Below are 24,755 nucleotides of genomic sequence, written 5' to 3'. Positions count from 1 at the left end.
TTCATCATTCCGAACGATCCCGAGTTCGATAAGCAATGGCACTATCATAACACAGGTCAGAATCCCCCCGGCGGCACGGTCGACGCTGATATCGATGCGCCTGAAGGTTGGGATATTTCGACCGGCGGGGCAGTCATCCGGGTCGGCGTGTTAGACAGCGGCATTCCAATACAGTTCGGATCACTAAGCCATCCCGATCTCGATGATCCAACGCGGTACTTCTTTGGATACGATTTCGCCTACGGCGACAATGATCCTGCGGATGACAACGGTCACGGCACTCACGTATCCGGTACAATTGCTGCGGAGTCTGACAACGGCATCGGTGTTGCCGGTGTCTGCTGGAACGCGGAGATCATGGCGATCAAGGTGTTCGATCAATACGGTTCGGGATCGCATGAGAATTTCCGCGACGGATGCATTTATGCCACTGATAACGGCTGCAAAGTTATCAACTATTCCGGCGGCGGGTCGGCAGGGGAAGCCAAGGAGCATGGTGTCGCCTATGCCGATAGTCACGGAGTTGTCGTATGTGCTGCAGCCGGTAACAACTGGCAGGGTTCTGTCTCATGGCCGGGCGCATACTCGACTTCGTACTCAAATGTAATCTGTGTTTCATCTACCGATCATAACGACGGCTCTTCGCCATTCTCGAGTATCGGTCCGTCGGTGACTATATCAGCGCCGGGAGGATATGGCAGCCCGTACGATGCAAACGATGTGTATTCGACATTTCCGAATTACCAGGTTCAGCTAAATGTCGATCTGGGCCTGCCTCAGAACTACGCTCCTCTGGCGGGCACGTCAATGGCGACACCTCATGTAGCGGGGTTTGCCGCACTGATTCTCAGCCTGGGACCATCGATTACTCCAGATTCGGTTCGTCAGATTATGATTAATACATCGGAGGATCTTGGGCCAACCGGTTTCGATAATCAATTCGGGTGGGGCAGGATCAATGTCTACAACGCCGTCTCGCTGCTCGGCGGTATCACCATTACACACACTCCTCTCGAGGACACTAAAGACAGCCTCAATAGCTATGAGACGCTTTGTACCGTGTTTTCCGACACGCTGCTTCTTGCCGATTCTCTGTTGCTGCGCTATGAAACCTCTTCGATTTGGTACGAGGAGACTCTGCAGTGGACGGGCGGCGTGAACGAGTACAATGCATTCATCCCGGCTCAATCACCCGGCACAACCGTTAACTACTATCTGTACGCCATGAATGCGAGAGGTGAGGCAGACACTACGGACCTGTATACGTTCAGGGTTATCGATTACGCCCTGAGTCTGGCTCCGGAAAACCAGTCTGGCACAGGAGCTGTGGGTGACACAGTGTGGCATACCCTGCAGATCACCAACGACGGCATCTACTCAGATGTATACGATCTATCAGCAGCAGGCGTGACCTGGTCGACATCTTTTTGGGATCAACTGGGATTGGTTCAGATTACGCAGACGCCATCGGTCGCATCTGACGATAGCTTTACATTTTCTGTTGCTGTCGAAGTTCCTTCGAGCCTTTACGGCGATCAGGATGTTGCCACGATCGTGGTGTCATCCGGTGGCGACCCCTCTGTGACAGCAGAGGCGATGGTGACGACTATCTCGGATGGGCAGCCATTCGCGATACCGTTCAGTGATGATTTCCCGACAAGCAGCATCAATGTCGGCAAATGGGTGCTGCACAGTGGCGCCTCTGTCAGCGAAGTCGGCATCGATGAACCGTCTCCCGTATATTCCCTGGGACTCAACGGCGATCCTTCCGGGAGCGATTTTGTCGAGTCTCAGGCCATCGATTTGTCGAATGAATTTAACGTCATTCTCAGGTATTACTATGAGCGTACCGGTGGCGGTGACAGCCCCGAGACTGGAGATGATCTCGTGGTTGAGTATCTCAATCAGTCGAGCTCGTGGACGACCATTCAGACTCACTCAGGTGGCGACGCGGATATGACCGAATACGAGATGGTCGAAATATCGCTCCCAATCGATGCGTTTCATTCGGGATTGAAGCTGAGATTTTCGGCGACCGGCACGGTCGGAGCATACGATGACTGGTTTGTGGATGACGTCTTTGTCGGGAAACCATCCGATTACAAAGTCCAGATTGCGCCGAATTCGGCGAGTCAGTTTGGTCCTGCCGGAGATAGTGCGTTGTTCCTGATCAGTATAACCAATAGCGGTCTTTATGCCGATGACTACGATCTGACTGATTCAGCCTCGGCATGGGATGTCTCTTTCTGGGATGCTGCAAACAGCATGCAGATCACTTCTACCGGGACAATCCAGCCTACCGAATCGCTTGGCATATTGGTGAAAATCGAAATTCCTGCGGGTACGCCGCTCAATGTCAGCAGCAGTTCGTGGATAAAGGCCTCATCGACTGCAGATCCAGATGTTTCTGCCTATGCGACGTTCGAGGTGATATCTGCCGGGACGGCTGCTTCATTCCCGTGGTATGAGCCATTCCCTGATCCGTTCGTCGACACAGAGCGCTGGATGTTCAATGCGGGTGGCGAAATAGCCGGCGATGCATACTCGCCTCCATCACCACCATATTCGCTGCATTTGGATGGGGGAGTCGACACGCTGGTTTCACAATTGATTGATCTGTCAGAACAGACCGGGGCGGTGATGTCGTACTATTATCAACGTCGGGGACCGGGTGAATCACCGGATGTGGACGATGATCTTGTATTCGAATACAGGAATCGATATGGAAACTGGATCGAGATCAGCAGGCAACTCGGGGCCGCGGGTGACATGACGAGCTTCGAAGCTGTTTCTGTCCCGCTTACGGAGGATGCTCTTTATAACGCTTTCCAGATACGAGTATCCAACTTCGGCTCAGGCATCGATTTCGATGATTGGTATGTTGATGACATAAGACTCGATTATGCGCCGGAGATCGCTGTTGCTCCAAATTATCTTGATTTTTCCCTGCAGAAGGGTGATTCAACCAAGGCTGACATAGTAATATCCAACTCAGGACTCGGATCATTGACATATAATGCTGCCATTGTCCCGATTGTCAGCAAAGAGGCGTCGGTGTTCGAAAGCATGCAACTTGCCGGGCTTGCGGCACCTGCGAAACAGTCATATCCGGAAGGATACTTGAATTACGCCGACATCAAGGGAGTCGATAATGAACCACCCGGTCATGATGTCGTATTTGATGCCGGTGGCCCTGACGCCTGGGGTTACTTCTGGGTCGATTCGGATGAGCCGAGCGGTCCTGTGTTTGACTGGGTAGACATTCAGGCGACAGGCACCGAAGTTTCCGGACTCGGTGATGACAACAATGTCGGTCCACTTACGATAGGCTTCACATTCAACTACTATGGTATCGACTGCTCTGAATTCTACATCGCCTCTAATGGCTTCATCGGATTTGGGCCGACTGAAGGTTACAACACACGTTCCAACACCACAATGCCCGCGACTGCGGTTCCGAATAACATACTCGCTTGGTGCTGGGATGATCTCGACCCGACGAATGCCAATAATCCTGGGGCGAAGGTGCTTTACGAGACGAGAAATGACAGCTTGATAATCCAGTTTGTTGACTATCCGGAGTATCAAGCCGTTGCGGGCGCTGTGATAAATGCTGAGATCATTCTGGAATCCAACGGGATGATAACGTATCAGTATTCGACTATCGAAGGTGGATTCGACATTCTCGGCTGCAGTGTCGGTATCGAGGACGCGGATGGTTTGGATGGTATGACGGTAGTGTTCAACGCCGACTACCTGCATGATGCGCTTGCTGTGAAGTACTATGCTCCGGCCCAGTGGATCAGTATTGCTCCGATCAGCGGTATTGTCCTGCCCGGAGGTGAGGATACTGTTGTCGTCTCAATCTCGACAGCCGATCTCGGCGAGGGTTATTATCAGTCCGAGATTCAGGTCACATCCAATGACCCAGATCCATCTGAGGCGATCTGGCCGGTTCCGGTTAATTTGACCGTCAGCAGTGCACCTACATATGTGTGCGGTGATGCTGATGGCAGCGAGTCAGTGGATATCGACGATGCGGTATTCATCGTTGTCTACATATTTTCCGGTGGTCCTGCACCAGACCCGCTCGAGGCTGGAGATCCTGATTGCAGCGCTGCAATTGATATCGATGACGCTGTCTATTTGATAGCCTACATCTTCGCAGGCGGTCCGGTACCGTGTGCAGCCTGCCTGTAAAGGACAATACACGAAAACAAGAACCCCGCCGATTTGTCGGCGGGGTTTTTTCTAATATCACTCAGGGTCTAATCATCGAGGGTTAGGTGGCTGAGGCCTGCCCGGAAGCGTTCTCGGTTCCGTCTTTATCTTATCCAACAGATATTCTATCGCTTTGTCAAGCTGATCGTCATATCCCTGCGCAAGTCTATCGGGAAGATTGTCCACTTCGATGTCGGGCACAACACCGACGTTCTCCATTATCCATTGACCGCCGAGGCCATAGATTCCGAATTCCGGCGCGGTGTAATACCCTCCGTCGATCAATGGCCTGTAGCCTCGAATGCCGATCACACCACCCCAGGATCGTTTCCCAAGAAGGGGGCCAAGATGGTACTCGCGGAAGAAGTACGGGAAGTAGTCGCCATCGGAACAGGAGAATTGATTCATCAGTGTAATCATGTGCCCGTTGACACCATCACCAGGCATCGGTCCCACCGCGAAGTTGCGAGAACTGCCCATCGCCTTCACCACGCGCCGCAAACGTTCGAGAATCAGCCCCGACACAAATCCACCACCATTGTATCTGACATCGATTATCAGTCCCGGCTTGCGTAGTTGATAATAGAACATCTTGGCGAATCGAATCAATCCATAACTGTCCATGTCCGGGATATGAATGTATCCGATCTTGCCGTTCGACACCGAATCGATATATTTGCGAGTGTCTTCGACCACAGTGTAGTATCTGAGCGCCTCTTCAGATTCAATAGGTCTGACAGTCACATTCCTTGCACCCTTCATTTCCGGTTTGGAGTTGACCGTCAATGTGATAGTCCGATCGACGCAGTTGACAGTGAATGCGTAGGGATTGTCGTCTGCGGTTATCTCGTGTCCATCGATGGCCAGAAGATAGTTCCCATCGGCGACATCTACTCCCGGATCGCGCAGAGGCGATCTCAGCTTCTTGTCCCAGTTCTCGCCGGGGAGTATGCGCGCAATCTTGATTCGATTGCTTGCTTTGTCGACTGCGAACTCGACTCCAAGCAGTCCTGTCTGGCTTTGTTCTATCTTCGGCATATCGCCGCCGCCGATATATGTGTGCGAGCATGAGAGCTCACCGACCATTTCGCCGAGCAGGTAGGTCAGATCGAATCTGTGAGCAACATACGGAAGAAGAGTCCTGTACCTCTCGCCGACGGCTTGCCAATCGACGCCGTGCATAGCCGCATCATAGAAGAAGTCCCGCTCCATCCGCCAGACATTGTCAAACATCTGCCTGTATTCTGCCTGCCGATCAAGACGCATTTCCATCTTCGACAGATCGAGTTTATTCTTTTCGATGTCAATCTTCTCTCCCGATGTTGTGACGATGTGATAGTCGGAACCCTTCCTGACAAGCATCTGCTTGCCATCGTATGTGAACGTATAACCGGAGAGCCCCTCCGCAAAGCGGTAATCTTTCTTCTCTTTTATATCGTACTTGTGGAGTACCGGCTCTTCTTCACCAATCTTGCCGTCGAGTCCATAGAATGGTTCTGAAGTGTAGAACACTGCTCCCGATATGGCATCCAGCGCGTCATAGTTTCCAGACGGAAGATCGAATTGGACCTGTCGATGATAAATGCCATCAAAATCAATTTTCACCTTGACCGATTCTGCGTTCTTCTCTTTTGCAGATGTCGTGTCCTTATCCTTTGCAGCTCCCACATTGACTTCATCACTCTCCGGTTCAAAGGGAGATTTATCAGTAGATGAAAGGAGTATCAGGTAGATATCCGTAATAGCGGTGTTTACGTATTCAAATTCATACGATCCGAGAAGCGGATTGAAATTCCTCTCAGATAAGAAGTAGAGGTACTTTCCATCCGGATCAAAAGCAGGCGAGAAGTCGTTGGATGTGCCGGGTGTTATCTGATGTATCTGATGATCTTCGAATGAATACACGAACAAAGCGGATATCCTGTTTTCGAGTCGCTTGTCGTATGCAAGATACTTGCTGTCGGGGGACCATGAGTACGAGCGGATTTCGTTGCGGTCGGACTTGTCAATCTGAGTCAACGTTCTTGTCTCGACATCAACATAATACAAGGCGAGATTCTTGTCAGAGAACACGATCTTCCTGCTGTCGGGCGACCATGCTGATTCATACTTGTGGCAGCGGCCGTCAGTTGTGACTCTTGTTTTCAATTTGCCATCCTGCGAAATCAAGTACAGTTCCTCTTCACCGGACTCATCCGAGGTATAGCAGATCCACTTACCGTCTGGCGACCATTTAGGGTCCCTGTCATTTGCGCCGGAGCTGTTGGTCAGGTTCCTTGTGTTGCCTTCCTTTTTGGGGACAGTGATAATCTCACCTCTGGCCGAAAACACAGCGCGGTTGCCGTCGGGCGAAATGTGAAAATCTCCGACTTTGTCAGATACACCTACAAACTCGGTCCGCATAGACGGCTGATCCGTTGTTATCGTGATCTCAAGCTTGTTCAGCTTCTCGGAGGGCAGATCGAGCACATACAGGTAACCTGCGTTTTCGAAGGCTATCCCATCCGGACCAAGACTCGGCCAGCGGACATCGAATTCGGCAAACTGCGTCACCTGTCTTGTCTCCGCAGTCTCCGTATCATAGCAATACAGATTCAGCTTGCCCGTGCGGTCGCTGTTGAAATATATCTTGCCCTGATACCACATTGGCATGTTGTCGGTACCGTCCCAGTCAGTGATCTTCTGAGAAGTCATCGCGTCGAGATCAAATATCCAAACATCCTGTGCCATGCCGCCCATGTAGCGCTTCCAAGTACGGAAATCTCTGAATGTCGGGCAGTAGGCGACTTTGTGCGCATCCGGCGAGAAGCTTGTGAATCCGGCTGCTCTCATCGGAAGTGCTTCAGGCATGCCGCCGTTGAGATAAACGAGATATGCGCGACCATCCCACCAGTCAGAGGGCTCCTTGCGTGATCGGAACAGTACGCGGTCGCCATCTGGATGCCATCCCAGCACGATATTCTCCGGGCCGAAACGCTCGCTGGTTCGTTGAATGCCGGGGTGGAATGTCAGCCTTGTCGGTTCGCCGCCGTCGATTGGCATGACATACACGGACATATCGCCATCGTATTGCCCCGTGAAAGCAATTTTGCTTCCATCGGGAGAGAATTTCGGAAATAGCTCCAGACCTTCGTGGCTGGTCAGACGGGTCGCATGTCCGCCTGCTCGGGGAGCCAGATAGATATCTCCTGCGTGCATGAAAGCGACTCTATCACCGTGAACATCAGGAAAGCGAAGCAATCTTGCTTCCTCGGAAAAGGCCTGACCGGCCATGAGCAGGATGATTACGGATATCGGAATGAGAAACCTACGCATAAATCCTCCGTTGTCTTTAGTATGCATCTGCGCTTGCAGTGAGCGACTGAAATATGAGCTTCAACAAATAAACTCTTCATAGAATTGGATAAATGTACTCGTTTGCAGGCAGGATAGCAATAGGCAAGGTGACGAACTCGGCGGATCATACGCCAGCCGCCACATTTGCTCTTGATTTGTGGCCGGAACAAGTCTTAATTAGTTTGAGATCGTTCAATTTTCGTTGAACGAATGCTGTCAGGATTCGTTAATTAGAATGACAGGGGAATATGCTATAAATGGAGTGTCGGTGTTGAGTGGCATTGAATTGAGAATCAGATGTGCAATCAGCCTGTTGGTTTTTCTAGTCGCTGGATGCAGCAGCAATGAATCCGGTCCTGCGCCGGAACCTGTGCGTTACGGTGCAATCACCGGCTTTGTGTTTCTTCACGGTACACCGGTTCCGCTGTCCGATGCAGTAGTTGAGGTTGCCGGTCGAACAGACACTACGCTGAGTAGTGGCAAATACTTTATCGATAGTATACCGCACGGAACTTACACTCTAATGGTTACCCGTGACGAGTACAGAGATTACTCAGAGGAGATTAGCGTCTCCGATACCGGCTGGCTCGATATCAGCCTGCGGATCGACATTGATGTGGGTGATCTCCGCGGATATGTCACGCATCCCGCTTATGGTTCCGTCGGCAGTGCCAAGATCGTTGTGAGTAACGATTCTACTTTCACGAATCCAGATGGTTTCTTTATGATACCAAATGTTCCGGTTGGCGAGCAGTTAGTGACATGCTCCAAAACGCAGGCCGGGTATCATGATTTCAGTGCGACGATCTATATCGCAGGTTCGGACAATGAATTCAACATAGTGCTCGTGCGAACTGTACACGATTCGATTCCCATAGCCAGAGATGCTTATGTTGAGGTGAATTCAAAATACCCTGAGAACAACTCGATGAATTTCGGATCGCAGGCAGAGATTGCGATGTTTCACTGGCAGGATATCGATTCTACCGTCAATCGCCGATTACTGGTTGTTCTCCCGCGACTGCCAAGTGTGGTGGATCTGGCTGATCTGGAATCAGCGACACTGGTTTTCAAGGAAACCCATCATTCCGACATCTCCGCTGATGCGAATTGGGTGCCTCAGACTATAATGGTGCGACGGATTCTTCAGGAGTGGAGCGAAGATTTAGTTACCGGGAATACAGCACCTCGTGTGGATGCTGATTCCTTCTCGGTTGTCAAATCAACCGAAAAAGGAATTCTTGCCATGGACGTGATGGAGATATACGCGCATCCGGAAGAGACACCGTATGGACTTCGGTTTGCATTTCGGGATGATGAATATCCTGAGACGGCTGTCCGCAGACTTGAATTTCACTCACGAGAGGCCTTCTATCCCCCGTACTATCAAGGGCCATTCGTAGAATTCGTCTACACTCATTGATTCGTAAATCTGACCCCAGACCGATGATGCCGGCTCCAGCTTCAAATGTAATCAGGATTCCGCTTCAACTGCGGATGCAGACTTACGGGCAAGAGAGGCGTAAGTTGCTGACAGTCCCATTATGAAGATTAGGTAGAACGGTGGCCGATCATGGCCGGTAAAGCTATTGAGGAAGAGCGCCAGCAACGACGCGAACAGCCCAACCAAAATAGCCCGCTGATTGGGAATCTTGCTTCTTTTGATTGATCGTGAGAGCGATCGCATGATGCTGAAGAAGACCACCATCAGCGCGCAGAATCCAAGGAATCCGAATTCGCAGAGCGCCTGCCAGGGGATACCGTGAGCGCTCGCAAGCACGTCGAATCCGAGCATATCCGCACCGATAATCGAGAAATTCCCCGCGCCGACACCGAGAACCGGGCTTGTTAGAAAAACATCCCAGGCCACGACCAGATAGAGAACTCTCGGGTCTGTTATGATACCTTCTATGCTTAGTCGTTCAGCAATGATCGAGAAGAATGAAATCCCCGATTCGTTGAAAAAGCCTGCTTTGACCAGTAGTACGACTGCAACGGCTATGAGAACAAATGTGATCGGTATTTGCTTGAGCAGCGAGCGAGGTGCGAGCCAGAATGCCAGTACAAGCAGCGATATCACGAGTATAACCCATGCCGACCGCGACATGGTCAGGAATATGGTAATTGCACCAAGCGCAGCTACGAGCGGCGACGCCAGGAAACCGAACCGCTCCTTGATCTGTTTGGAACCGGATATCCACAAGGCGGCTGCCAGAGGAACGACAGACAGAAGGTAGTCGGCGAAATCGCGCGTTTCGACAAAAGTTGTTCTGGCCGCGAAATCGGTGACTCCTGCGCCGTATGCATGCACCTTGCCATAGTCTATTATCGAAGATTGAGTGACAGCGTTGATTGACCAGGTATAGTCCTTGAATGGGAGGTCCAGTGCAAACGCGGCAATCTGGTACAGCCCGAGGCAAATCATGACGGCACCGACACCGAGATGTATCTTGAGGAGCGAATTGGCCGAGTCCTCTGTTTTAGCACTTGCAACGATTAGGAAAAACGGCAGGAAGTGGAAGAGTGTCAACGCAAGCTGCAGTGGGCTCCGTGCCGAGCTCGCCCTGAATCTCATCCAGTTGTCAAACTGTACTGCGGGTAGCTTTATCCAGATGGCGGCAGCAATAGTCGACAACACTGCGATCGCAAGGAACCACATCAAAGGCTTGCTCCCCGGAGAATCGGTTAGAATGGGTTCCCCTTTCATCGCAACACCTATCAATATCAATACCAGGAAAACATAAATTGGGGGAATCGAAAAACCGGCCTCTAAGGTGGCAAAGGCCTGTAGAGGCATTAAAACGGCGAATATCTTCAGATTATCAAACGTGGTCCTGGTGGCGACGACTATTGTAAGTACGAGCCCGAGAGGCAGTAGAGCCACCAGCATTGCCGGAATCATCAGCTATGCCTCCGGTTCTCGCACGGTATGCAGGGGAGACTTGATTCTCCTGGTGATGACTCGCAAATCCTGCCCGACCGAATGATAGGAATCTGCCAACACCGATTTCGTCGCCTGCGAGAAATGTGTGTCGTACGACAGTTTGAGCGCGACAAGCCCGACAGCGAACACGAATCCGAACATCGTCATCATCAGAATCGATTTCACTCTTTGCGGACCCGATTTCAGGACTGGCGGTGCGGCCAATTCAAGCACTGAGATTCGCGGGACTTCCTTCTCCCTCTCCATGTCGCTTCGGACTTTTAGTTCCATGAGGTTTGCAAGCACCTGCCGCTGGAACATGACATTTCTTTCATGTCTTTCAACCTCCAGCCTAAGCTTAGGATCATCGGCCCGCAGATAGTTCCTGTTGGCAGTGAAGAAATTCTCCTGCTTGCTTTCGGCCTCCTCCACAGCCTTATTTTGCAGCATAACTTGCTCAGCAAGGTAGCGGCTCATTTCATCAGCCATAGTCGCATCGAGAGAACGCTTGTACTTGTCAAGTTGACTGACAAATTCATTGCATACCTGTGCGCTCAGGTTCGGATAGTCTGTCTCGACGGAAATCGTTACGATGCCTGTCTTCGAATCGCCGGAGAATGATGCTTTCGACAACAGCTTCATCCGTGCGAGGTCGGTGTTCTCAACGTCCCATAGCTCGAACAGATCGCCTTCCCGGCCTCCCCCAACGTCCGTGTATCTGTGCAGCAGGACGCTGTCCAGCACAGTTCTGCCTTTCAAGAGTTCAACAATGATTGTAGCCATGCTTCCAACCTTGGAGAGCATGAGACTCGATAGGGATTGCGATCCCTGACCCATTGACTGCGCAAACGCACCTGCGGCTCCCGTCTGACTCGCCATGGCAGGCATGATTCTCGCTGATGCTTCATACTTGTTCGGTGTCAATATCAGCACGACGGTTGAGAGTGCGAAGACTGCCGCCATGAAGATGTATATCAACTTCCTTCGAGCTCGAAGGGTGGCGATCACCTCGTTGACAAGTGACGAATCTCTCGATTCTCCCGATCTAACATATCTGGCTCGTGTTACCATGTATAATACCTCCGGGGAATCACTTCGCAAACCGCATGCCAGTAGTAGTCATTTCTAATATCCTGATAGACAATATGTTAGGTGTGCGAGTACTGCCTCCCAATGGAAACTTTTTCCGCGTTTGTGGAATTCCTTGCCGTTTGGGCTGTATATTGGTATAAAGCGTGAAAGTCTTTGGCGGGAAAGGTCATATGTCGGCGTTGAAGATACTGTTTCTCTGTGCAGGAAATTCTTGCAGAAGTCAGATGGCCGAGGGGTGGGCGAAAAGCCTCAAAGGCGAATTGATAGATGCGTACTCGGCCGGCATCGAAACCCACGGCCTCAATCCGAATGCGGTCCGTGTCATGAAAGAGGCTGGTGTTGATATCTCCGGTCACCGATCAAAGCGGCTGGACGAGGTCCTGCACATCCCATTCGACTATGTAATCACAGTCTGTGATGATGCAGGCGAGAATTGTCCCGTGTTTCCCGGCGAATCGAAGGTCGTTCACAAAGGGTTTGATGATCCGCCGCGACTTGCGAAGAGTACATCATCCGAGGAAGAGGCTCTCGGTCATTACCGGCGCGTACGTGATGAAATAAGAGCATTCGTGGAGCAACTTCCCGAAGCATTGACTGAACAGAAACCGTAACACCAGCTTATGGGTGTGTTGAAAAAGTGCCAGGATTGGCGAAAGATGTCATCGCGAGGAGCGAAGCGACGTGGCGATCTCTATGTCACTCAATGCTATAATGAGACGTAGAGATTGCCACGCTACGCTCGCAATGATGACGATTGCACGGGTTCTTCAACAAGCCCTTATGAGAAGAGCATGCCCCGATCCGAATCGATAGAGTGGTACAGGCGAGCGTTTGCAGACGATTATCTCTGGATCTACTCTCACCGTTCCGAAGAGGATGCCGAGAAGGAAGTAGCCTCTGCCATCCGGCATCTGCCATTTGAATCGGGCCAACATGTTCTCGATCTTGCCTGTGGAGCAGGGCGTCACATGCTGGCATTCTCCGATAATGGTGCGAAAGTGACCGGTGTCGATCTTTCGGATACCTTGCTCAAAGAGGCACACCGTCGTTTCGATGAGGTCGGCCGCGCGGCTGAACTGGTGCGCGCTGATATGCGATATCTGCCCTTCTCTGAGCGGTTTGACGGTGTCACCATGTGGTTCACATCGTTTGGATATTTCGAGACCGTGAGAGAAGATGCACTTGTTCTGAAGACGATCCGGGACGTACTCCGCAAGACCGGCTGGTGGTGGATTGATATTCCGAACCCGGCGCATCTTGCGAAGACTCTTGTGCCAAAATCCCGCAGAGAATTAGACGGTCCGAATGGGCCGGCGGAAGTTATCGAGAAACGGCGAATAACCGGCAGCCAGGTAGTCAAGAAGATCGAGATTAATGACTCAAGCGGGAAACGCTGTTTCGAGGAGCGAGTGCGGCTCTATCCTCCGGAGCATTTTGGCAGCCTTGTCAAACGAGCCGGCCTGACCGCGCTCGGCGTTCTCGGCGACTATGATGGCAGCCCATTCACACCATCGGTCCCGCGTCAGATTTGGTATGGAACGCGGAAGTGATGATTCAGATAACTACTTTGTCTCATAAACACAAACGGGATCAGACAATGAAGAAACGTTGTGAGTGGCCGGGGGCGGATGAGTTGATGCTCGAGTATCATGACACTGAATGGGGAGTTCCGGTGCATGACGACCGCAAGCTGTTCGAATTTCTCGTGCTCGATGCGTTCCAGGCTGGACTCTCGTGGCAGATTGTCCTGCGAAAGCGCGAGAATTTCCGCAAAGCGTTCGACAATTTCGATTGCAACAAGATCGCGAAATACACTGCAAAGAAAGTAGAGAAACTCCGAAATGATGCCGGGATAATCCGCAATAAGGCTAAGATCAATGCGTCGATAACTAACGCAAAGGCTTTTCTCGATATCCAAAAGGAATTCGGATCGTTCGACAAATATATCTGGAGTTTCACCGGCGGCAAGACTATCAAGAATAAATGGACAACCAACAGCGAAGTGCCGCCAACATCCGCAGAGTCGGATGCAATGAGTATGGACCTCAAGAAGCGCGGGTTCAAGTTTGTCGGTTCGACCATCTGCTATGCATTCGTGCAGGCTGCAGGCATGGTAAACGACCACGCGATGAGTTGTTTCAGGTACAGAGAGGTGGGGAGATAGGCAGAGATGTAGATCAAAACCCCTGAGCGAGGCGCCCGGCGACGAGCGTGGTTTTGACATCTCGGAATTCGTGCTGCGCATGAATTGTCAAAAGCACAGGGCTTCTGACCTACAGGACTGTTCTTGTGCAGATTGCGTTTGACATGTGGGTGGATCGGAACTTAGTTGTCATGTGCTGACAGCGCTTGGACGACATTCTTGAAGTCTGCCACCTTCCCGGGTACACCGACATGAGCAAACTGACAATTCTCGTCGCAGTGACCGCAATATTAGTCTCAGTATCAACCTCGAACGGTCGCAGTCTGCACGACCCCAATGACAATTCCGCATCAGAACGCATCCCACTCTTCAAGTCGACAGCGACCAGGCCGCCAAATCAACAGGTTTGCGTCCACAACGCGAATAACATGTATTTTTCTGTCACGAACTTCGGATGCTTCGGCAGCATGATCGGATATTATCATGATTGCGAAACCAACAAGGCTGCACCATCTTGCGAATTACCGGGCGGCACGGATCAGAATTACCTCTGGATCGGCGGCCTTTGGATAGGAGCGAGATCGGGAATCGATACTCTTGTATCTGTCGCGCACGACGGCTGGCACAGCAATTTCGAGATGTGGCCGTGCGCCGAAGATGTTTGCGGTTTGGTCAAAACATCAAACAGACCGTCCGATCCAAATTACGATGAAGATGCCAAATCCGATCTCGATTTCACTGCTGTCTACACCGACACGCTCGATGATCCACAGTGGACCGGCAATGACTGGAACAAAGCCGGGCACAATCCATTAAATCTAAGGATCACTCAGAAGAGCTACAGTTGGAGTGCGAACTATGCCGGAGATTTCGTGCTGATAGACTATAGCATCGAGAATGTGGGCAGCTCTGATCTGGAGGATGTTTATCTCGGCATCTATGTCGACGCCGAAGCGGGGCATCTGTCGCGTTACGCATTTTGTCATCTTGACGATCTTTGTGGTTTCAGAGAAACGTATCCCTCTCGTGCGGGGCACGGGTATCTCGATACGATTGCTCTCGCCTACATTGCGGATGACAACGGCGATCCGGGTAGCGGCGGCGAATATGATTTCGCGAGCGTCCGGAGCGCGACCGGCGTCCGGGTGATGCGCGCACCAGTCGAGGATTTGCGGGTATCGTTCAACTGGTGGATTTCCAACTCGGCCTCACAATTCGACTGGGGACCGATGATGGAGAGCAACAGACGCAATTTCGGAACAGGCGGACAGGGGACGCCCGAAGGAGATCCGACCAAGTACTATCTGATGAACAACGGCGAGCACGATTATGACCAGATGTTTTCGGGTCGGTCATTTGCCGATGAAGGTTGGCTCCCACCCAACTCTGCCATCTCGGAGATCATCGCACGCGGGGGCGACACCCGTTTTGTGCTGTCAATGGGGCCGTTCGATCTTCAATCCGGGAAGTCCCTCCCGTTCACGATTGCGTACGTTGCAGGTGAAGAATTTCATCGTGACCACAGAAACTTCGATACCTACATGCTGCAGCAGTATAATCCGGAGATGTTCTATTCTACTCTTGATTTCAGCGATGTCGCTGAGAATGCCGTCTGGGCAAGCTGGGTTTATGATAACCCCGGAGTTGACACGGATGGAGACGGCGATGCGGGACCGTTCTGGGAAATCGAAGATACGCTTCCGACAGGGGAAGTGGTGATCGATACCTTCTACTATGCCGGTGATGGCGCGCCCGATTTCAAGGCTGCGACAGCTCCTCCGCCACCCGCATTGTGAGTTTCAACAAGTCAGGAGACAGTTCGTCTGCGATGGAACGGCTTGATCACTGAGACGTCAATTGATCCGTTCACACGAGTGCGCGATTTTGAAGGCTATCGCGTTTACATGGGCAGGCTGAACACAATCGACAAGCTCGCGCTGACAGTGTCACATGATCTGGAGGATTATCACCGTCTTGAATGGGACGATGAATCGGAGAGATGGCAGCGCAGGGAGAATCCTCTTTCGCTTGGCATACTGAAGCAAATCTATGGCGACGATTTCGATCCTCTGGATTATCCGCAAAATCCCGGAGGCTCGGGACTCGCTGATGATTCAAACACATACTGCTTCGATCCCGTCGATTGGAACCGGTCGATACCTGGTTGGGACGATGGTAGAAGTACGATCGAGAATGTCGGTTTCTCAAAGCGGTTCATAGATGATATGAATTCGGGATTGGTGACATCTGAAAATGACATTGAGGATACTCTGACAAGTTACAACTGGCTCAGGGACATCGATCCGCAGACCGGCGATTCAGCTTATTTTCACAAGTACTATGAATACGAGTGCGTATTGGATAACCTCTTGCCGTCGGTACCGTGGTATTTTTCGGTCACAGCATTTGATTTTGGCGATGCGTTCTTTGAGATTGATCCGCTTGAAACATCGCCGCTCGCTAATACTGTGGAGGCCTGGCCGATCAACGAAGCGGCAGTCGTTCTCGACCGGAAATTGCAGGTGACAGTCTATCCGAATCCATACTACGGAGACGGCAGATATCTGGCAGCCGAATATGAGGACCCTCGGAAGTCGGGTTTTGTCGATCACGAACGAAGAATGCACTTCTTGAATCTCCCTCCGAGTTGCACGATCAGGATTTACACGCTCGACGGCGATCTCGTGCGCATTCTTACCCATCCGGGGATATACACGCAGGCTGACGCCAAGCTGATGTGGAATCTGAGGTCGACCAATAACGAACTTGTAACAAGCGGAATATACATCTTTGTAGTAGAGTCTGATCTGGGGAATCAGATCGGCAAGCTGGTTATCATTCTCTGATCGAGTCCTCGCAAGCATATATCTCTTGCATCTAAGAGACGGGATTTCTAAATTCCATCATATCTGGATAAGGCAGGCGGATATCAGAGAACCAGAACATACCGGGAGTGATTGAGATGGCTGATGGCAAGTTTGGGACAGCAATAAACTGCATGGACGGACGGGTGCAAATACCAGTCATTGAATGGATGAAAGAGAACTTCGGACTTGATTACGTCGATATGGTCACGGAACCGGGACCCGAAGGTAAGATATCGGCGGGTGATGCTGCGACAATCGCGTCTATCAAGAAACGGGTCGAGATTTCAGTCGAGAAGCATGGCTCTGAGATCGTCATAATTGTTGCGCACCACGATTGCGCGGGTAATCCTGTATCGAAAGTTGCCCACGAAGAGCAACTCGTCGAATCGATCCGGGTCGTGAAGTCTTGGAATCTGCCGGTGAGGATCGCCGGTGTCTGGCTGGACGAAAACTGGCAAGTAAGCGAGCTGTAGGTCGGTCGGCAGAATCCGACTCACTCGTCGTCTGCTATCTGAACGCATCCGGCATCGAATGCCCCGACATGTATTCCGCAACCGCTGTTTGCCTCTGTGCATGGAGATTCAAATTCAAGCCTGAAATTGTGCTCGTCAGGGTCGCAGAAAAGCGGGTCGAGCGAAAAATTGCCGTTGAGGGTTTCCTGACCGATCAGGCTGCCGGCATAGTCACCGCCAATATTCCCATACACGTCACAGCAGACAACTTCTGGTCTTGTGAGATCATTGGCAACCACCGGAATTCCATTCCCGAACGCGATGATGCAGTACTCGAGAGTCGGTTTGCTTGACGAGAGGCAGAAGAGGGCCGATCCATGTGTCGCTTCATTGCCAGTGAATGTTGACTTGCTGATGCTGGGGTCAGTTCCGGTCAGGTCAATAGCGCCGCCGCGTGGAGAGTTGTTTCCATCGAAATGGCAGAATGAAATGTCGAGAACTTGATCTCGATCGCTGCTGATCGCACCTCCGTTTATGGATGCACTGTTATTAACGAATCCGGTCGAAGAAGCAGTAACCCGACATCCGTAGAATAATGCGCCGCCGCCTTTGGATGCGGTGTTTCCAGCAAAATTGCAATCTGACATATCCAGATCGAAATCGGAGCCCGTGATTGCACCCCCTATCGAACTGGCCGAGTTGTCGGCGAAATCACAATTGTCAAGAGTCACGGTTGCCATTACAGAGACCAGAGCGCCTCCTTGTGTAGCACTGTTCCCGTTGAATTCGCAGTTCTTGAAGGCCACAATCGATGATGCGCAATAAACTGCACCACCAGCTGATGATGAGAATCTGATGTCAGCTTGATTCGCTACGAATGAACATGATTCAACATCTGCCCAGGAGCCGATCATGTAGATTGCGCCACCTGTCTGGGATGCCATATTGTCAGAGAAGACACAACTTTGAATCAAGGGAGCAGCGGCACAGTAGATCGCTCCACCCAAATCGGCATACCCATTTTTGATCGTGAAACCCTCAAGTCTGAACGTCGAGTCTTCTCCGCCGTCGAATATGAATGCACGGTGCGGGTTGGCGCTGTCCGCTTCGCAATTGATGATTGTCGATCCAGCTCCATTCACTGACCTAACCGTTATTTGCTTGCCTTTGAAGCTGATGTCTCGATTGCCTTCGCCTGTATATTCGCCATCTGCCACCAGCACTGTCCATCCTGTCGTCGCCGAGTCTATCGCGTCGATAGCTGCCTGGATAGTCGCATGGTCTCCCGGAACGCGAACTATTGTTGACGGTGGCTGAACAGGATTGTCATCACTGGAGCAGGCAAGAAGCAACATGCATATTGAAACTGCTGCGAAAGAGATCTGACCGATTCTTGTACGACTCATCATGTAACCCAGCCTCTCCATTAAATCCAAATGTACATTCTGAGTAGTAAAGATGTACAAATTCGCCGATCTGTCAAGTGGGATAGGCCAAATAAATGTACTATGAGGACTGAGTGACCGGGGATTCGACCATTGTTGCGATATTCTTTTCTGCCACTCTCTTTAATCTCTCATGCATGACATAGTACTGTTTTCCATCCTGAGGGCTTTGGCTGACTGCCCGCAATCTGCCGTCGACCAGTCCGGAGATGCCCTCCGTGACAGCTTCGACGCTTACCGGCAGCGCCTTTGCCCGAAGCGAATCGATAGTATCGGTCATGCACAATTTGATCTCTTTGAAGAAGAGTATGTCGCCGGTGTCGATGAAGGATGGGTGGCGCTTTAGCCTGCTGCGCAGTCACGGAGCAGATATCAAGAGGTCAATGCGATTGCCATCGGAGTCAAAGAGAACAAGCGCATCTGTTCGAGGCTGGATTCTGACAACCGAGTCAGCCGCGAGTGTCATAGCCGGATCGATGCGTACAATCACATCTTCGCTGTCGAATTTGCCGTGCAGGTAACGGTCACTGCCGACATATTCTGTCGAAGCTACAGTTACCGGTATTCCTGAATCCTGCACCAAGTCACACATTTCTGCTCTGAAGCCGAGAGAGAGCTTTGGAGCGCGCGCTCTCTGCATTCGAGGTAGTGCTGCAACGAAAGTCCCATCTGTCAGTGTCAACTTCCCATGCTCGGTGGCTTGCACATTCAGAATATTCATGCGCGGTGAGCCGACAAATCGTGCCACATACGTATTGGCAGGTCGCTCATATATCTGCTGTGGTGTTCCGACCTGCTGCACGACGCTTTCGTATAGGACAGCGATTCTGTCACCCATCGTCAAAGCTTCCTCCTGATCATGGGTAACATACACAACCGTTGCACTCAATCGGTGCATCAACCTCAGTATCTCGGTACGCATCGATACACGTAGTTTGGCATCGAGATTGGAGAGAGGTTCGTCAAAGAGAAAGAGCTTCGGATTTCGGACAATCGCCCGCCCGACTGCCACGCGCTGCCGCTGACCACCGGAAAGCGTTCCTGGTTTTCGATAGAGCATTTCGGACAGACCGAGCAGCTCGGCGGTACTCTTTACCTGACGGTCGATCTCATCTTTCGGGACTTTGCGCATTTTCAGTGGGAAAGCAATGTTGTCGTATATTGTCATGTGAGGGTAGAGGGCGTAATTCTGAAACACCATCGCAATATCCCGGTTGCGAGGGGGGAGATGTGTGATGTTGTGCCCTCCGACGATAATTTCACCGCTGTCGGCAGACTCGAGTCCGGCTATCATCCGCAGCAACGTCGATTTTCCGCATCCCGATGGACCGAGCAGAACCAGGAATTCGCCGTCTGAGACGTTCAGACTGAAGTCTTCGATTATCTGCTGACCATCAAAGGATTTGCATAAGTTGTTGATTATGAGTCTTGCCATTTTCAAAACCGAAAATATCAAACTAAACCGGCTACTGCAAGCATTTAAACCTTGAACGAGCAGGCAGGGGCAGTATATTTGTGCATTAGCAGAGCAAACCCGGAGAGTGACATGACTACTATTTCTGACTCGATCTTCAAAGCATACGATGTGAGAGGTATATACGGCAAGGATCTAAACGAAGATATAGCATATCGATTTGGGCGCGGGCTGGCTCGGTATTTGAGCTGCAAGGACGCTGTTGTCGGCCGCGATATGCGGGTATCATCGCCGCAATTGGCGGCTGCAATGATCAAGGGCATTGTTGACGAGGGCTGCGATGTCACTGATATCGGCCATACATCAACAGATGGCTTATACTTCGCCGTGGGCAAGTTTGGCCATGATTGTGGTGTGATGATAACAGCGTCGCACAACCCGCCCGAATACAATGGCTTCAAGGTGTGCAAATCGCAAGCGGTGCCCCTTTCTGGCGACGAGGGCCTGCGCGATATAAGAGACATGATAAAGGGCGATCTGGGGGCTGCGGCTGGTGGTGGCAGGATAGTCAAGAGGGACTACTCGGAAGCGTACAGAGAGCATGTTTTGTCGTTCGTCAAGAAAGAGCATGTCAAGCCGCTGAAGATTGTGATTGATGCCGGTAACGGTATGGCCGGCAAGACGTTACCGCCTGTATTTGCGAAGCTGCCGTGTGATGTCACTCCGCTTTATTTTGAGTTGGACGGTACATTTCCGAATCACCTTGCTTCCCCGATTGAACCGGAGAATATTGTCGATTTGCAGCGGAAAGTGAAAGAAGTCGGCGCAGATCTTGGAGCCGCGTTCGACGGAGATGCTGACAGAGTATTCCTTGTCGACGAGCACGCAAAACCGCTCGGTGGTGACATTGTGACAGCGATGGTGTCGAAGAGCCTTCTTGAAAAGGAGCCGGGTGCGACAATTCTGTATAACCTCATTTGTTCGAAGACCGTCCCTGAGACTATCACACGATTCGGCGGAACGGCTATCAGAACACGGGTCGGCCATGCACTGATTAAACCGCTGATGAAAGAGCACAATGCGCTCTTTGGTGGTGAGCATTCGGGACATTTCTACTTCAGAAATAACTGGTTTGCCGACTCCGGGCTAATAGCGCTTCTGGTTTGTCTGGAACTCATCTCAGTCGAAAATAAGCCGCTTTCTGCTATCGTCTCAGATATTGACCCATATTTCCGATCTGGCGAGGTCAATTCGACGGTCAAGGACATACCATCCCGCCTCAAATTGCTGCAGGAGCGCTATTCGGACGGCAAATGCGATACCCTTGATGGGATCACAATCGATTACGGCGATTGGTGGTTCAACGTTCGTCCCTCCAATACGGAGCCACTGCTGCGCCTGAACATGGAGGCCAACTCCCATGATCTTCTGGGCAGAAAGCTGCCGGAAGTTCTGCGACTCATTCGTGAGGGCTAAAGATTCTGCGCTTTTGTTCGAAACAATACTAAGGGGATAGGAATAAAGGGGGAGGAAAATACTGAGGGGGTAGGAAATTTATTATGGGCAGAAGAACCAGGATTCTCGTGGTCGACGACGACCCTTTGTTGACATCACTCCTTTCCGACACTCTCGAATCGATCGGGTATGAAACGCTTTCGGTCGACTCCGGAGAGACTGCTGTTGAGATGGTTGGCTCAACCGACGTCGATATAATCGTGGCGGACATCAATCTGCCCGGTATCGATGGAATTGAGGCGATGAGACGAATAAAGAGGATATCTCCCACTACACCCGTCATTCTAATTACCGGCGTCAACATGAAAGGCATCGTCTCGCGTGCCTTCAGCGCCGGCGCCGATGGGTTCCTGGATAAGCCGTTCAGGATTGCTGTAATCGAAAAAATGATTCAGGAGCTTCTTGGGCATTTGAGTCCCGAGAGTTCGGCGGTCATGGTCATTGACGACGACGAGGAATCACGTGAGCTCTTGCAGTCTCACCTCCGGGAGCAGGGTTACGATGTCAGCACTGCGGCTAGCGGAACCGAAGCTCTTCTCAAACTTCGCGACGGCCATGTCAGCATTGTTCTGACAGACTTCATCATGCCTGGTATGAGCGGAATTGAACTTGCTCACTGCATCAAAGAATTCTCTCCGACTACTAATGTTGTTATCTATACCGGATTTTCACCGAATAAAAGAGAGAAGTCGGAGATTGCTGCCGCTGCCGACGCATTTCTGGCTAAGCCCTTTAGATTCGAACAGGTCACTGAGATTCTCGCAAGATTCAAGACCAAGCGAGAGTCTATCCAATCTACAATTGCAGGATTCTGAGTATCTGCTTCAGCAACTTCCTGTTCGCACAGACGATTTCTTTCTCGAAAATATCGTACGCATTGCCTGCGAAATCGGTGATCTTTGCGCCAGCTTCCTCAGCGATGATCTTCCCCGCGGCTGTATCCCAGGGAGAGAGCTTCAATTCCCAGAATCCATCGAATATCCCCGCCGCTGTGTAGGCGATATCCATCGCAGCCGACCCGCCACGCCGCACGCCGCGCGACAGCTTGTACAACCGGCCGAAATGCTTCAGGTTGTCGACTTTGGACGTCCCGATGTCATACGGGAAGCCGGTTGCAAGCAGCGAATCTGCGAGCTTCGACTGCATGCTTACATGAATGCGCCGTTGATTTCTGAACGCTCCTCTCCCACGTTGCGCGTAGAACATCTCATCGAGATTCGGATTGTAAATCACGCCACCGACAATCTCTCGATCCAACTCAATTGCGATAGACACACACCAGACTGGATAACCGTGGGCGTAATTCGTAGTGCCGTCAAGAGGATCGACAATCCACCTATATCGAGAGCCGGTTTCCTCGGAACCACTCTCTTCTGCGAGGATCGAATCATCAGGGAAGTGCTTCCTGATCGCCGTGTGGATCATCTTCTCTGACTTCAGATCCATGTTGGTGACCAGGTCGACCGCGCCCTTGTGTTGGATTGTGAGAGTCTTGCGAAATCCTCGCAGCAGCACTTGCCCTGCATCATAGGCGATCGTTTTGGCGATAGTGGTGCGCTTGTTCATGCTTCTCTGCCCGTCGGGACTATGCCGTTTTGCAATTGGTATTGCAATTGGTACAATTTCCAGTATATGCCGCGATTCTCCAGCAACTCAGCGTGCGTGCCCGACTCCCTCAGGCAGCCCTTGTGCAGGACAAGAATTCTGTCGACTTTCTTGATTGTCGATAGCCTGTGTGCGATTATGATCGAAGTACGATTCTCCATCAGTCTGTCGAGCGCCTGCTGAATTAGCATTTCTGTCTCGGTGTCGACTGACGATGTCGCTTCGTCGAGGATTAGAATTCTGGGATCGTGTGCCAGCGCGCGCGCGAATGATAGCAATTGCTTCTGACCTACGGACAGGGAAACACCACGTTCGCCAATCTTGAACTTGTAACCGTCCGGCAGGCTCTTCACGAATCGATCGAGGTTCACGTCGCTGGCTGCCTGCTTCAATTTATCATCGGTGATGCTTTTGTCGCCAAGTCTGATATTTTTCTCTATTTCACCGGAAAAGAGAAATACATCCTGCAGAACCAGTCCGATCTGCTTGCGGACACGCTCCATCGAGTATTTTCTAATATCCGTGTTGTCCAGCAGGATCGTCCCTTTCTGGTTGTCGTAGAACCTCATCAGAAGTCCTGATATCGTAGTTTTGCCCGCCCCGGTCGCGCCGACTATGGCGACTTTTTCACCCGGCTTAATGTCAAATGAGATATCCTTGAGAACCCATTCGGAATCGTTGTACGCGAACGAAACGTTTTCGAATCTGACTGAGCCCTCGCAATCATTCCAGTCCACCGGCGAAATCGAATCGGTGAAGTCAGGCTTGGTGTCGAGCAACCTGAAAACTCGTTCGGCAGAGGCCATCGCAGACTGAAGAATGTTGTATTTTTCGGAGAGGTCCATGATAGGCCGGTAGAATCGTTCAACATATTGTGTAAACGCGACCAATGTTCCGAATGTCAGCGCACCCTGGATCACTTCGCCCCCGCCGTACCAGATAATCAGAGCAAGCGACACCGCGCTCAAGACTCTCACCAGCGGGAAGAAGACGGCATAGTAGAGCACCGATCTGTGGTTCTGTTTCATTAGCTTGTGGTTTATATCCTTGAATTTGCGAAGGACTTTGGCTTCCTGCACGAAATACTGCACCACAGTCATTCCCGAGATGTGCTCCTGAATGAATGCGTTCAGTTGTGCTATATACCGCCGCACTTCGCGGTATGTCTCGCGCACCTTGGCACGGAACATAAAGGCCGCAAAAATCAGCAGAGGCAGTACGGTCAATGTTACCAGGGCAAGTTTGAAGTCAATCGCGAGCATAAATCCGACGATTCCTACCAGAACCACCACATCGCCGATTATTGTGACCACGCCGGAGGAGAGCAAATCATTGAGCGCATTTATGTCGCTGGTTACTCGTGTCAGAATTCTCCCGACAGGATTTCTGTCATAGAATTTCAGGTTTAGCGTTTGCAAATGAGAGAAAAGCTGCATTCGCATGTTGTACACTGTCATCTGACCGACCCATTCCATGGCATAAATCTGAGCCCATGTTAACAGGAAGCTCAGGACAAGCAGCACAAAATAGCCAGCGCAGATTTTGCCAAGACCCTGGACATCTTTCGTAGCGATGTAGTTGTCGATTGCATACTTGATAAGAACCGGTCCGAGCAACTGCAGTGCTGACCCAACAAGAAGCAGGATCGCCGCAAGGATTACGTACTTCCTGTATGGCTTCAGGTAAATGAGCAGGCGCTTCATCAAGCGAGAATCGTACGCTTTGCCACTCAACTCGTCATC

At 51.2% G+C, this 24,755-nt stretch carries 18 protein-coding genes; 10 read left to right on the top strand and 8 right to left on the bottom strand.

Annotated elements, in window-relative coordinates:
* A partial coding sequence (locus KKH67_01990; protein MBU1317945.1) for a S8 family serine peptidase occupies window positions 1-4,200 on the top strand: 4,200 nt, incomplete at its 5' end.
* Window positions 4,201-4,272: 72 nt separating this feature from the next.
* Here KKH67_01990 and KKH67_01985 read toward each other — a convergent pair.
* A complete protein-coding gene (locus KKH67_01985; protein MBU1317944.1) occupies window positions 4,273-7,536 on the bottom strand; it encodes a PDZ domain-containing protein in 3,264 nt (1,087 codons plus the stop codon).
* Between the two features lie 289 nt (window positions 7,537-7,825).
* On the opposite strand from KKH67_01985, the gene KKH67_01980 reads away from it, so the two are divergent.
* Complete coding sequence (locus KKH67_01980; protein ID MBU1317943.1) at window positions 7,826-8,980, top strand: hypothetical protein; 1,155 nt, start codon at window positions 7,826-7,828, stop codon at window positions 8,978-8,980.
* Between the two features lie 51 nt (window positions 8,981-9,031).
* Here KKH67_01980 and KKH67_01975 read toward each other — a convergent pair whose 3' ends face one another.
* Both KKH67_01975 and KKH67_01970 read right to left on the bottom strand, forming a co-directional pair.
* Window positions 9,032-10,459, bottom strand: a complete 1,428-nt coding sequence (locus KKH67_01975) for an O-antigen ligase family protein (protein ID MBU1317942.1) — start codon at window positions 10,457-10,459, stop codon at window positions 9,032-9,034.
* A gap of 3 nt (window positions 10,460-10,462) precedes the next feature.
* Complete coding sequence (locus tag KKH67_01970; GenBank protein ID MBU1317941.1) at window positions 10,463-11,551, bottom strand: hypothetical protein; 1,089 nt, start codon at window positions 11,549-11,551, stop codon at window positions 10,463-10,465.
* A gap of 191 nt (window positions 11,552-11,742) precedes the next feature.
* Here KKH67_01970 and KKH67_01965 point away from each other — a divergent pair, with 191 nt between their 5' ends.
* From KKH67_01965 to KKH67_01940, 6 genes are all read left to right on the top strand, one after another.
* Window positions 11,743-12,183 carry an arsenate reductase ArsC gene (locus KKH67_01965; GenBank protein ID MBU1317940.1) on the top strand — a complete coding sequence of 147 codons (441 nt, stop codon included), beginning with the start codon at window positions 11,743-11,745 and terminating at the stop codon, window positions 12,181-12,183.
* A 180-nt stretch (window positions 12,184-12,363) separates the two neighbouring features.
* A complete protein-coding gene (locus tag KKH67_01960; GenBank protein MBU1317939.1) occupies window positions 12,364-13,122 on the top strand; it encodes a class I SAM-dependent methyltransferase in 759 nt (252 codons plus the stop codon).
* A gap of 47 nt (window positions 13,123-13,169) precedes the next feature.
* Window positions 13,170-13,736 carry a DNA-3-methyladenine glycosylase I gene (locus KKH67_01955; protein MBU1317938.1) on the top strand — a complete coding sequence of 189 codons (567 nt, stop codon included), beginning with the start codon at window positions 13,170-13,172 and terminating at the stop codon, window positions 13,734-13,736.
* Between the two features lie 230 nt (window positions 13,737-13,966).
* Window positions 13,967-15,511 carry a hypothetical protein gene (locus KKH67_01950; protein ID MBU1317937.1) on the top strand — a complete coding sequence of 515 codons (1,545 nt, stop codon included), beginning with the start codon at window positions 13,967-13,969 and terminating at the stop codon, window positions 15,509-15,511.
* Window positions 15,512-15,553: 42 nt separating this feature from the next.
* Complete coding sequence (locus KKH67_01945; protein MBU1317936.1) at window positions 15,554-16,561, top strand: hypothetical protein; 1,008 nt, start codon at window positions 15,554-15,556, stop codon at window positions 16,559-16,561.
* A 116-nt stretch (window positions 16,562-16,677) separates the two neighbouring features.
* Window positions 16,678-17,055: a hypothetical protein gene (locus tag KKH67_01940; GenBank protein MBU1317935.1), complete on the top strand. Its 378-nt coding sequence runs from the start codon at window positions 16,678-16,680 to the stop codon at window positions 17,053-17,055.
* 20 nt (window positions 17,056-17,075) lie between these two features.
* Here the strand turns inward: KKH67_01940 and KKH67_01935 are convergent, their stop codons facing one another.
* From KKH67_01935 to KKH67_01925, 3 genes are all read right to left on the bottom strand, one after another.
* Window positions 17,076-18,443: a hypothetical protein gene (locus KKH67_01935; GenBank protein ID MBU1317934.1), complete on the bottom strand. Its 1,368-nt coding sequence runs from the start codon at window positions 18,441-18,443 to the stop codon at window positions 17,076-17,078.
* 97 nt (window positions 18,444-18,540) lie between these two features.
* Window positions 18,541-18,759: a hypothetical protein gene (locus KKH67_01930; protein ID MBU1317933.1), complete on the bottom strand. Its 219-nt coding sequence runs from the start codon at window positions 18,757-18,759 to the stop codon at window positions 18,541-18,543.
* A 78-nt stretch (window positions 18,760-18,837) separates the two neighbouring features.
* On the bottom strand, window positions 18,838-19,914 hold the full coding sequence (locus KKH67_01925) for an ABC transporter ATP-binding protein (protein ID MBU1317932.1): 1,077 nt from the start codon (window positions 19,912-19,914) through the stop codon (window positions 18,838-18,840).
* 111 nt (window positions 19,915-20,025) lie between these two features.
* Here KKH67_01925 and KKH67_01920 point away from each other — a divergent pair, with 111 nt between their 5' ends.
* A complete protein-coding gene (locus KKH67_01920; GenBank protein ID MBU1317931.1) occupies window positions 20,026-21,369 on the top strand; it encodes a phosphomannomutase/phosphoglucomutase in 1,344 nt (447 codons plus the stop codon).
* Between the two features lie 83 nt (window positions 21,370-21,452).
* A complete protein-coding gene (locus tag KKH67_01915) occupies window positions 21,453-22,223 on the top strand; it encodes a response regulator (protein ID MBU1317930.1) in 771 nt (256 codons plus the stop codon).
* Here KKH67_01915 and KKH67_01910 read toward each other — a convergent pair.
* Together KKH67_01910 and KKH67_01905 are read right to left on the bottom strand one after the other, a co-directional pair.
* Window positions 22,204-22,974 carry an inositol monophosphatase gene (locus KKH67_01910; protein ID MBU1317929.1) on the bottom strand — a complete coding sequence of 257 codons (771 nt, stop codon included), beginning with the start codon at window positions 22,972-22,974 and terminating at the stop codon, window positions 22,204-22,206. The genes KKH67_01915 and KKH67_01910 overlap by 20 nt on opposite strands.
* Window positions 22,971-24,716, bottom strand: coding sequence for an ABC transporter ATP-binding protein/permease (locus tag KKH67_01905; GenBank protein ID MBU1317928.1), 1,746 nt, complete (start codon window positions 24,714-24,716; stop codon window positions 22,971-22,973). Before KKH67_01905 ends, KKH67_01910 begins: the two co-directional genes overlap by 4 nt.
* Window positions 24,717-24,755 lie beyond the last annotated feature (39 nt).

The sequence above is a fragment of the Candidatus Zixiibacteriota bacterium genome (assembly GCA_018820315.1).
Taxonomy (GTDB): domain Bacteria; phylum Zixibacteria; class MSB-5A5; order JAABVY01; family JAHJOQ01; genus JAHJOQ01.
Note: the sequence above shows the minus strand (reverse complement) of the source record. Positions and strands in the feature narration are given on the sequence as shown.

Bases quoted from the DNA above. Each gene is read 5' to 3' on its own strand.
- KKH67_01985 (MBU1317944.1), bottom strand. From the start codon at position 7,536: ATGCGTAGGTTTCTCATTCCGATATCCGTAATCATCCTGCTCATGGCC.
- KKH67_01975 (MBU1317942.1), bottom strand. From the start codon at position 10,459: ATGATTCCGGCAATGCTGGTGGCTCTACTGCCTCTCGGGCTCGTACTT.
- KKH67_01970 (MBU1317941.1), bottom strand. From the start codon at position 11,551: ATGGTAACACGAGCCAGATATGTTAGATCGGGAGAATCGAGAGATTCG.
- KKH67_01965 (MBU1317940.1), top strand. From the start codon at position 11,743: ATGTCGGCGTTGAAGATACTGTTTCTCTGTGCAGGAAATTCTTGCAGA.
- KKH67_01960 (MBU1317939.1), top strand. From the start codon at position 12,364: ATGCCCCGATCCGAATCGATAGAGTGGTACAGGCGAGCGTTTGCAGAC.
- KKH67_01955 (MBU1317938.1), top strand. From the start codon at position 13,170: ATGAAGAAACGTTGTGAGTGGCCGGGGGCGGATGAGTTGATGCTCGAG.
- KKH67_01950 (MBU1317937.1), top strand. From the start codon at position 13,967: ATGAGCAAACTGACAATTCTCGTCGCAGTGACCGCAATATTAGTCTCA.
- KKH67_01940 (MBU1317935.1), top strand. From the start codon at position 16,678: ATGGCTGATGGCAAGTTTGGGACAGCAATAAACTGCATGGACGGACGG.
- KKH67_01935 (MBU1317934.1), bottom strand. From the start codon at position 18,443: ATGATGAGTCGTACAAGAATCGGTCAGATCTCTTTCGCAGCAGTTTCA.
- KKH67_01930 (MBU1317933.1), bottom strand. From the start codon at position 18,759: ATGACCGATACTATCGATTCGCTTCGGGCAAAGGCGCTGCCGGTAAGC.
- KKH67_01925 (MBU1317932.1), bottom strand. From the start codon at position 19,914: ATGGCAAGACTCATAATCAACAACTTATGCAAATCCTTTGATGGTCAG.
- KKH67_01920 (MBU1317931.1), top strand. From the start codon at position 20,026: ATGACTACTATTTCTGACTCGATCTTCAAAGCATACGATGTGAGAGGT.
- KKH67_01915 (MBU1317930.1), top strand. From the start codon at position 21,453: ATGGGCAGAAGAACCAGGATTCTCGTGGTCGACGACGACCCTTTGTTG.
- KKH67_01910 (MBU1317929.1), bottom strand. From the start codon at position 22,974: ATGAACAAGCGCACCACTATCGCCAAAACGATCGCCTATGATGCAGGG.
- KKH67_01905 (MBU1317928.1), bottom strand. From the start codon at position 24,716: ATGAAGCGCCTGCTCATTTACCTGAAGCCATACAGGAAGTACGTAATC.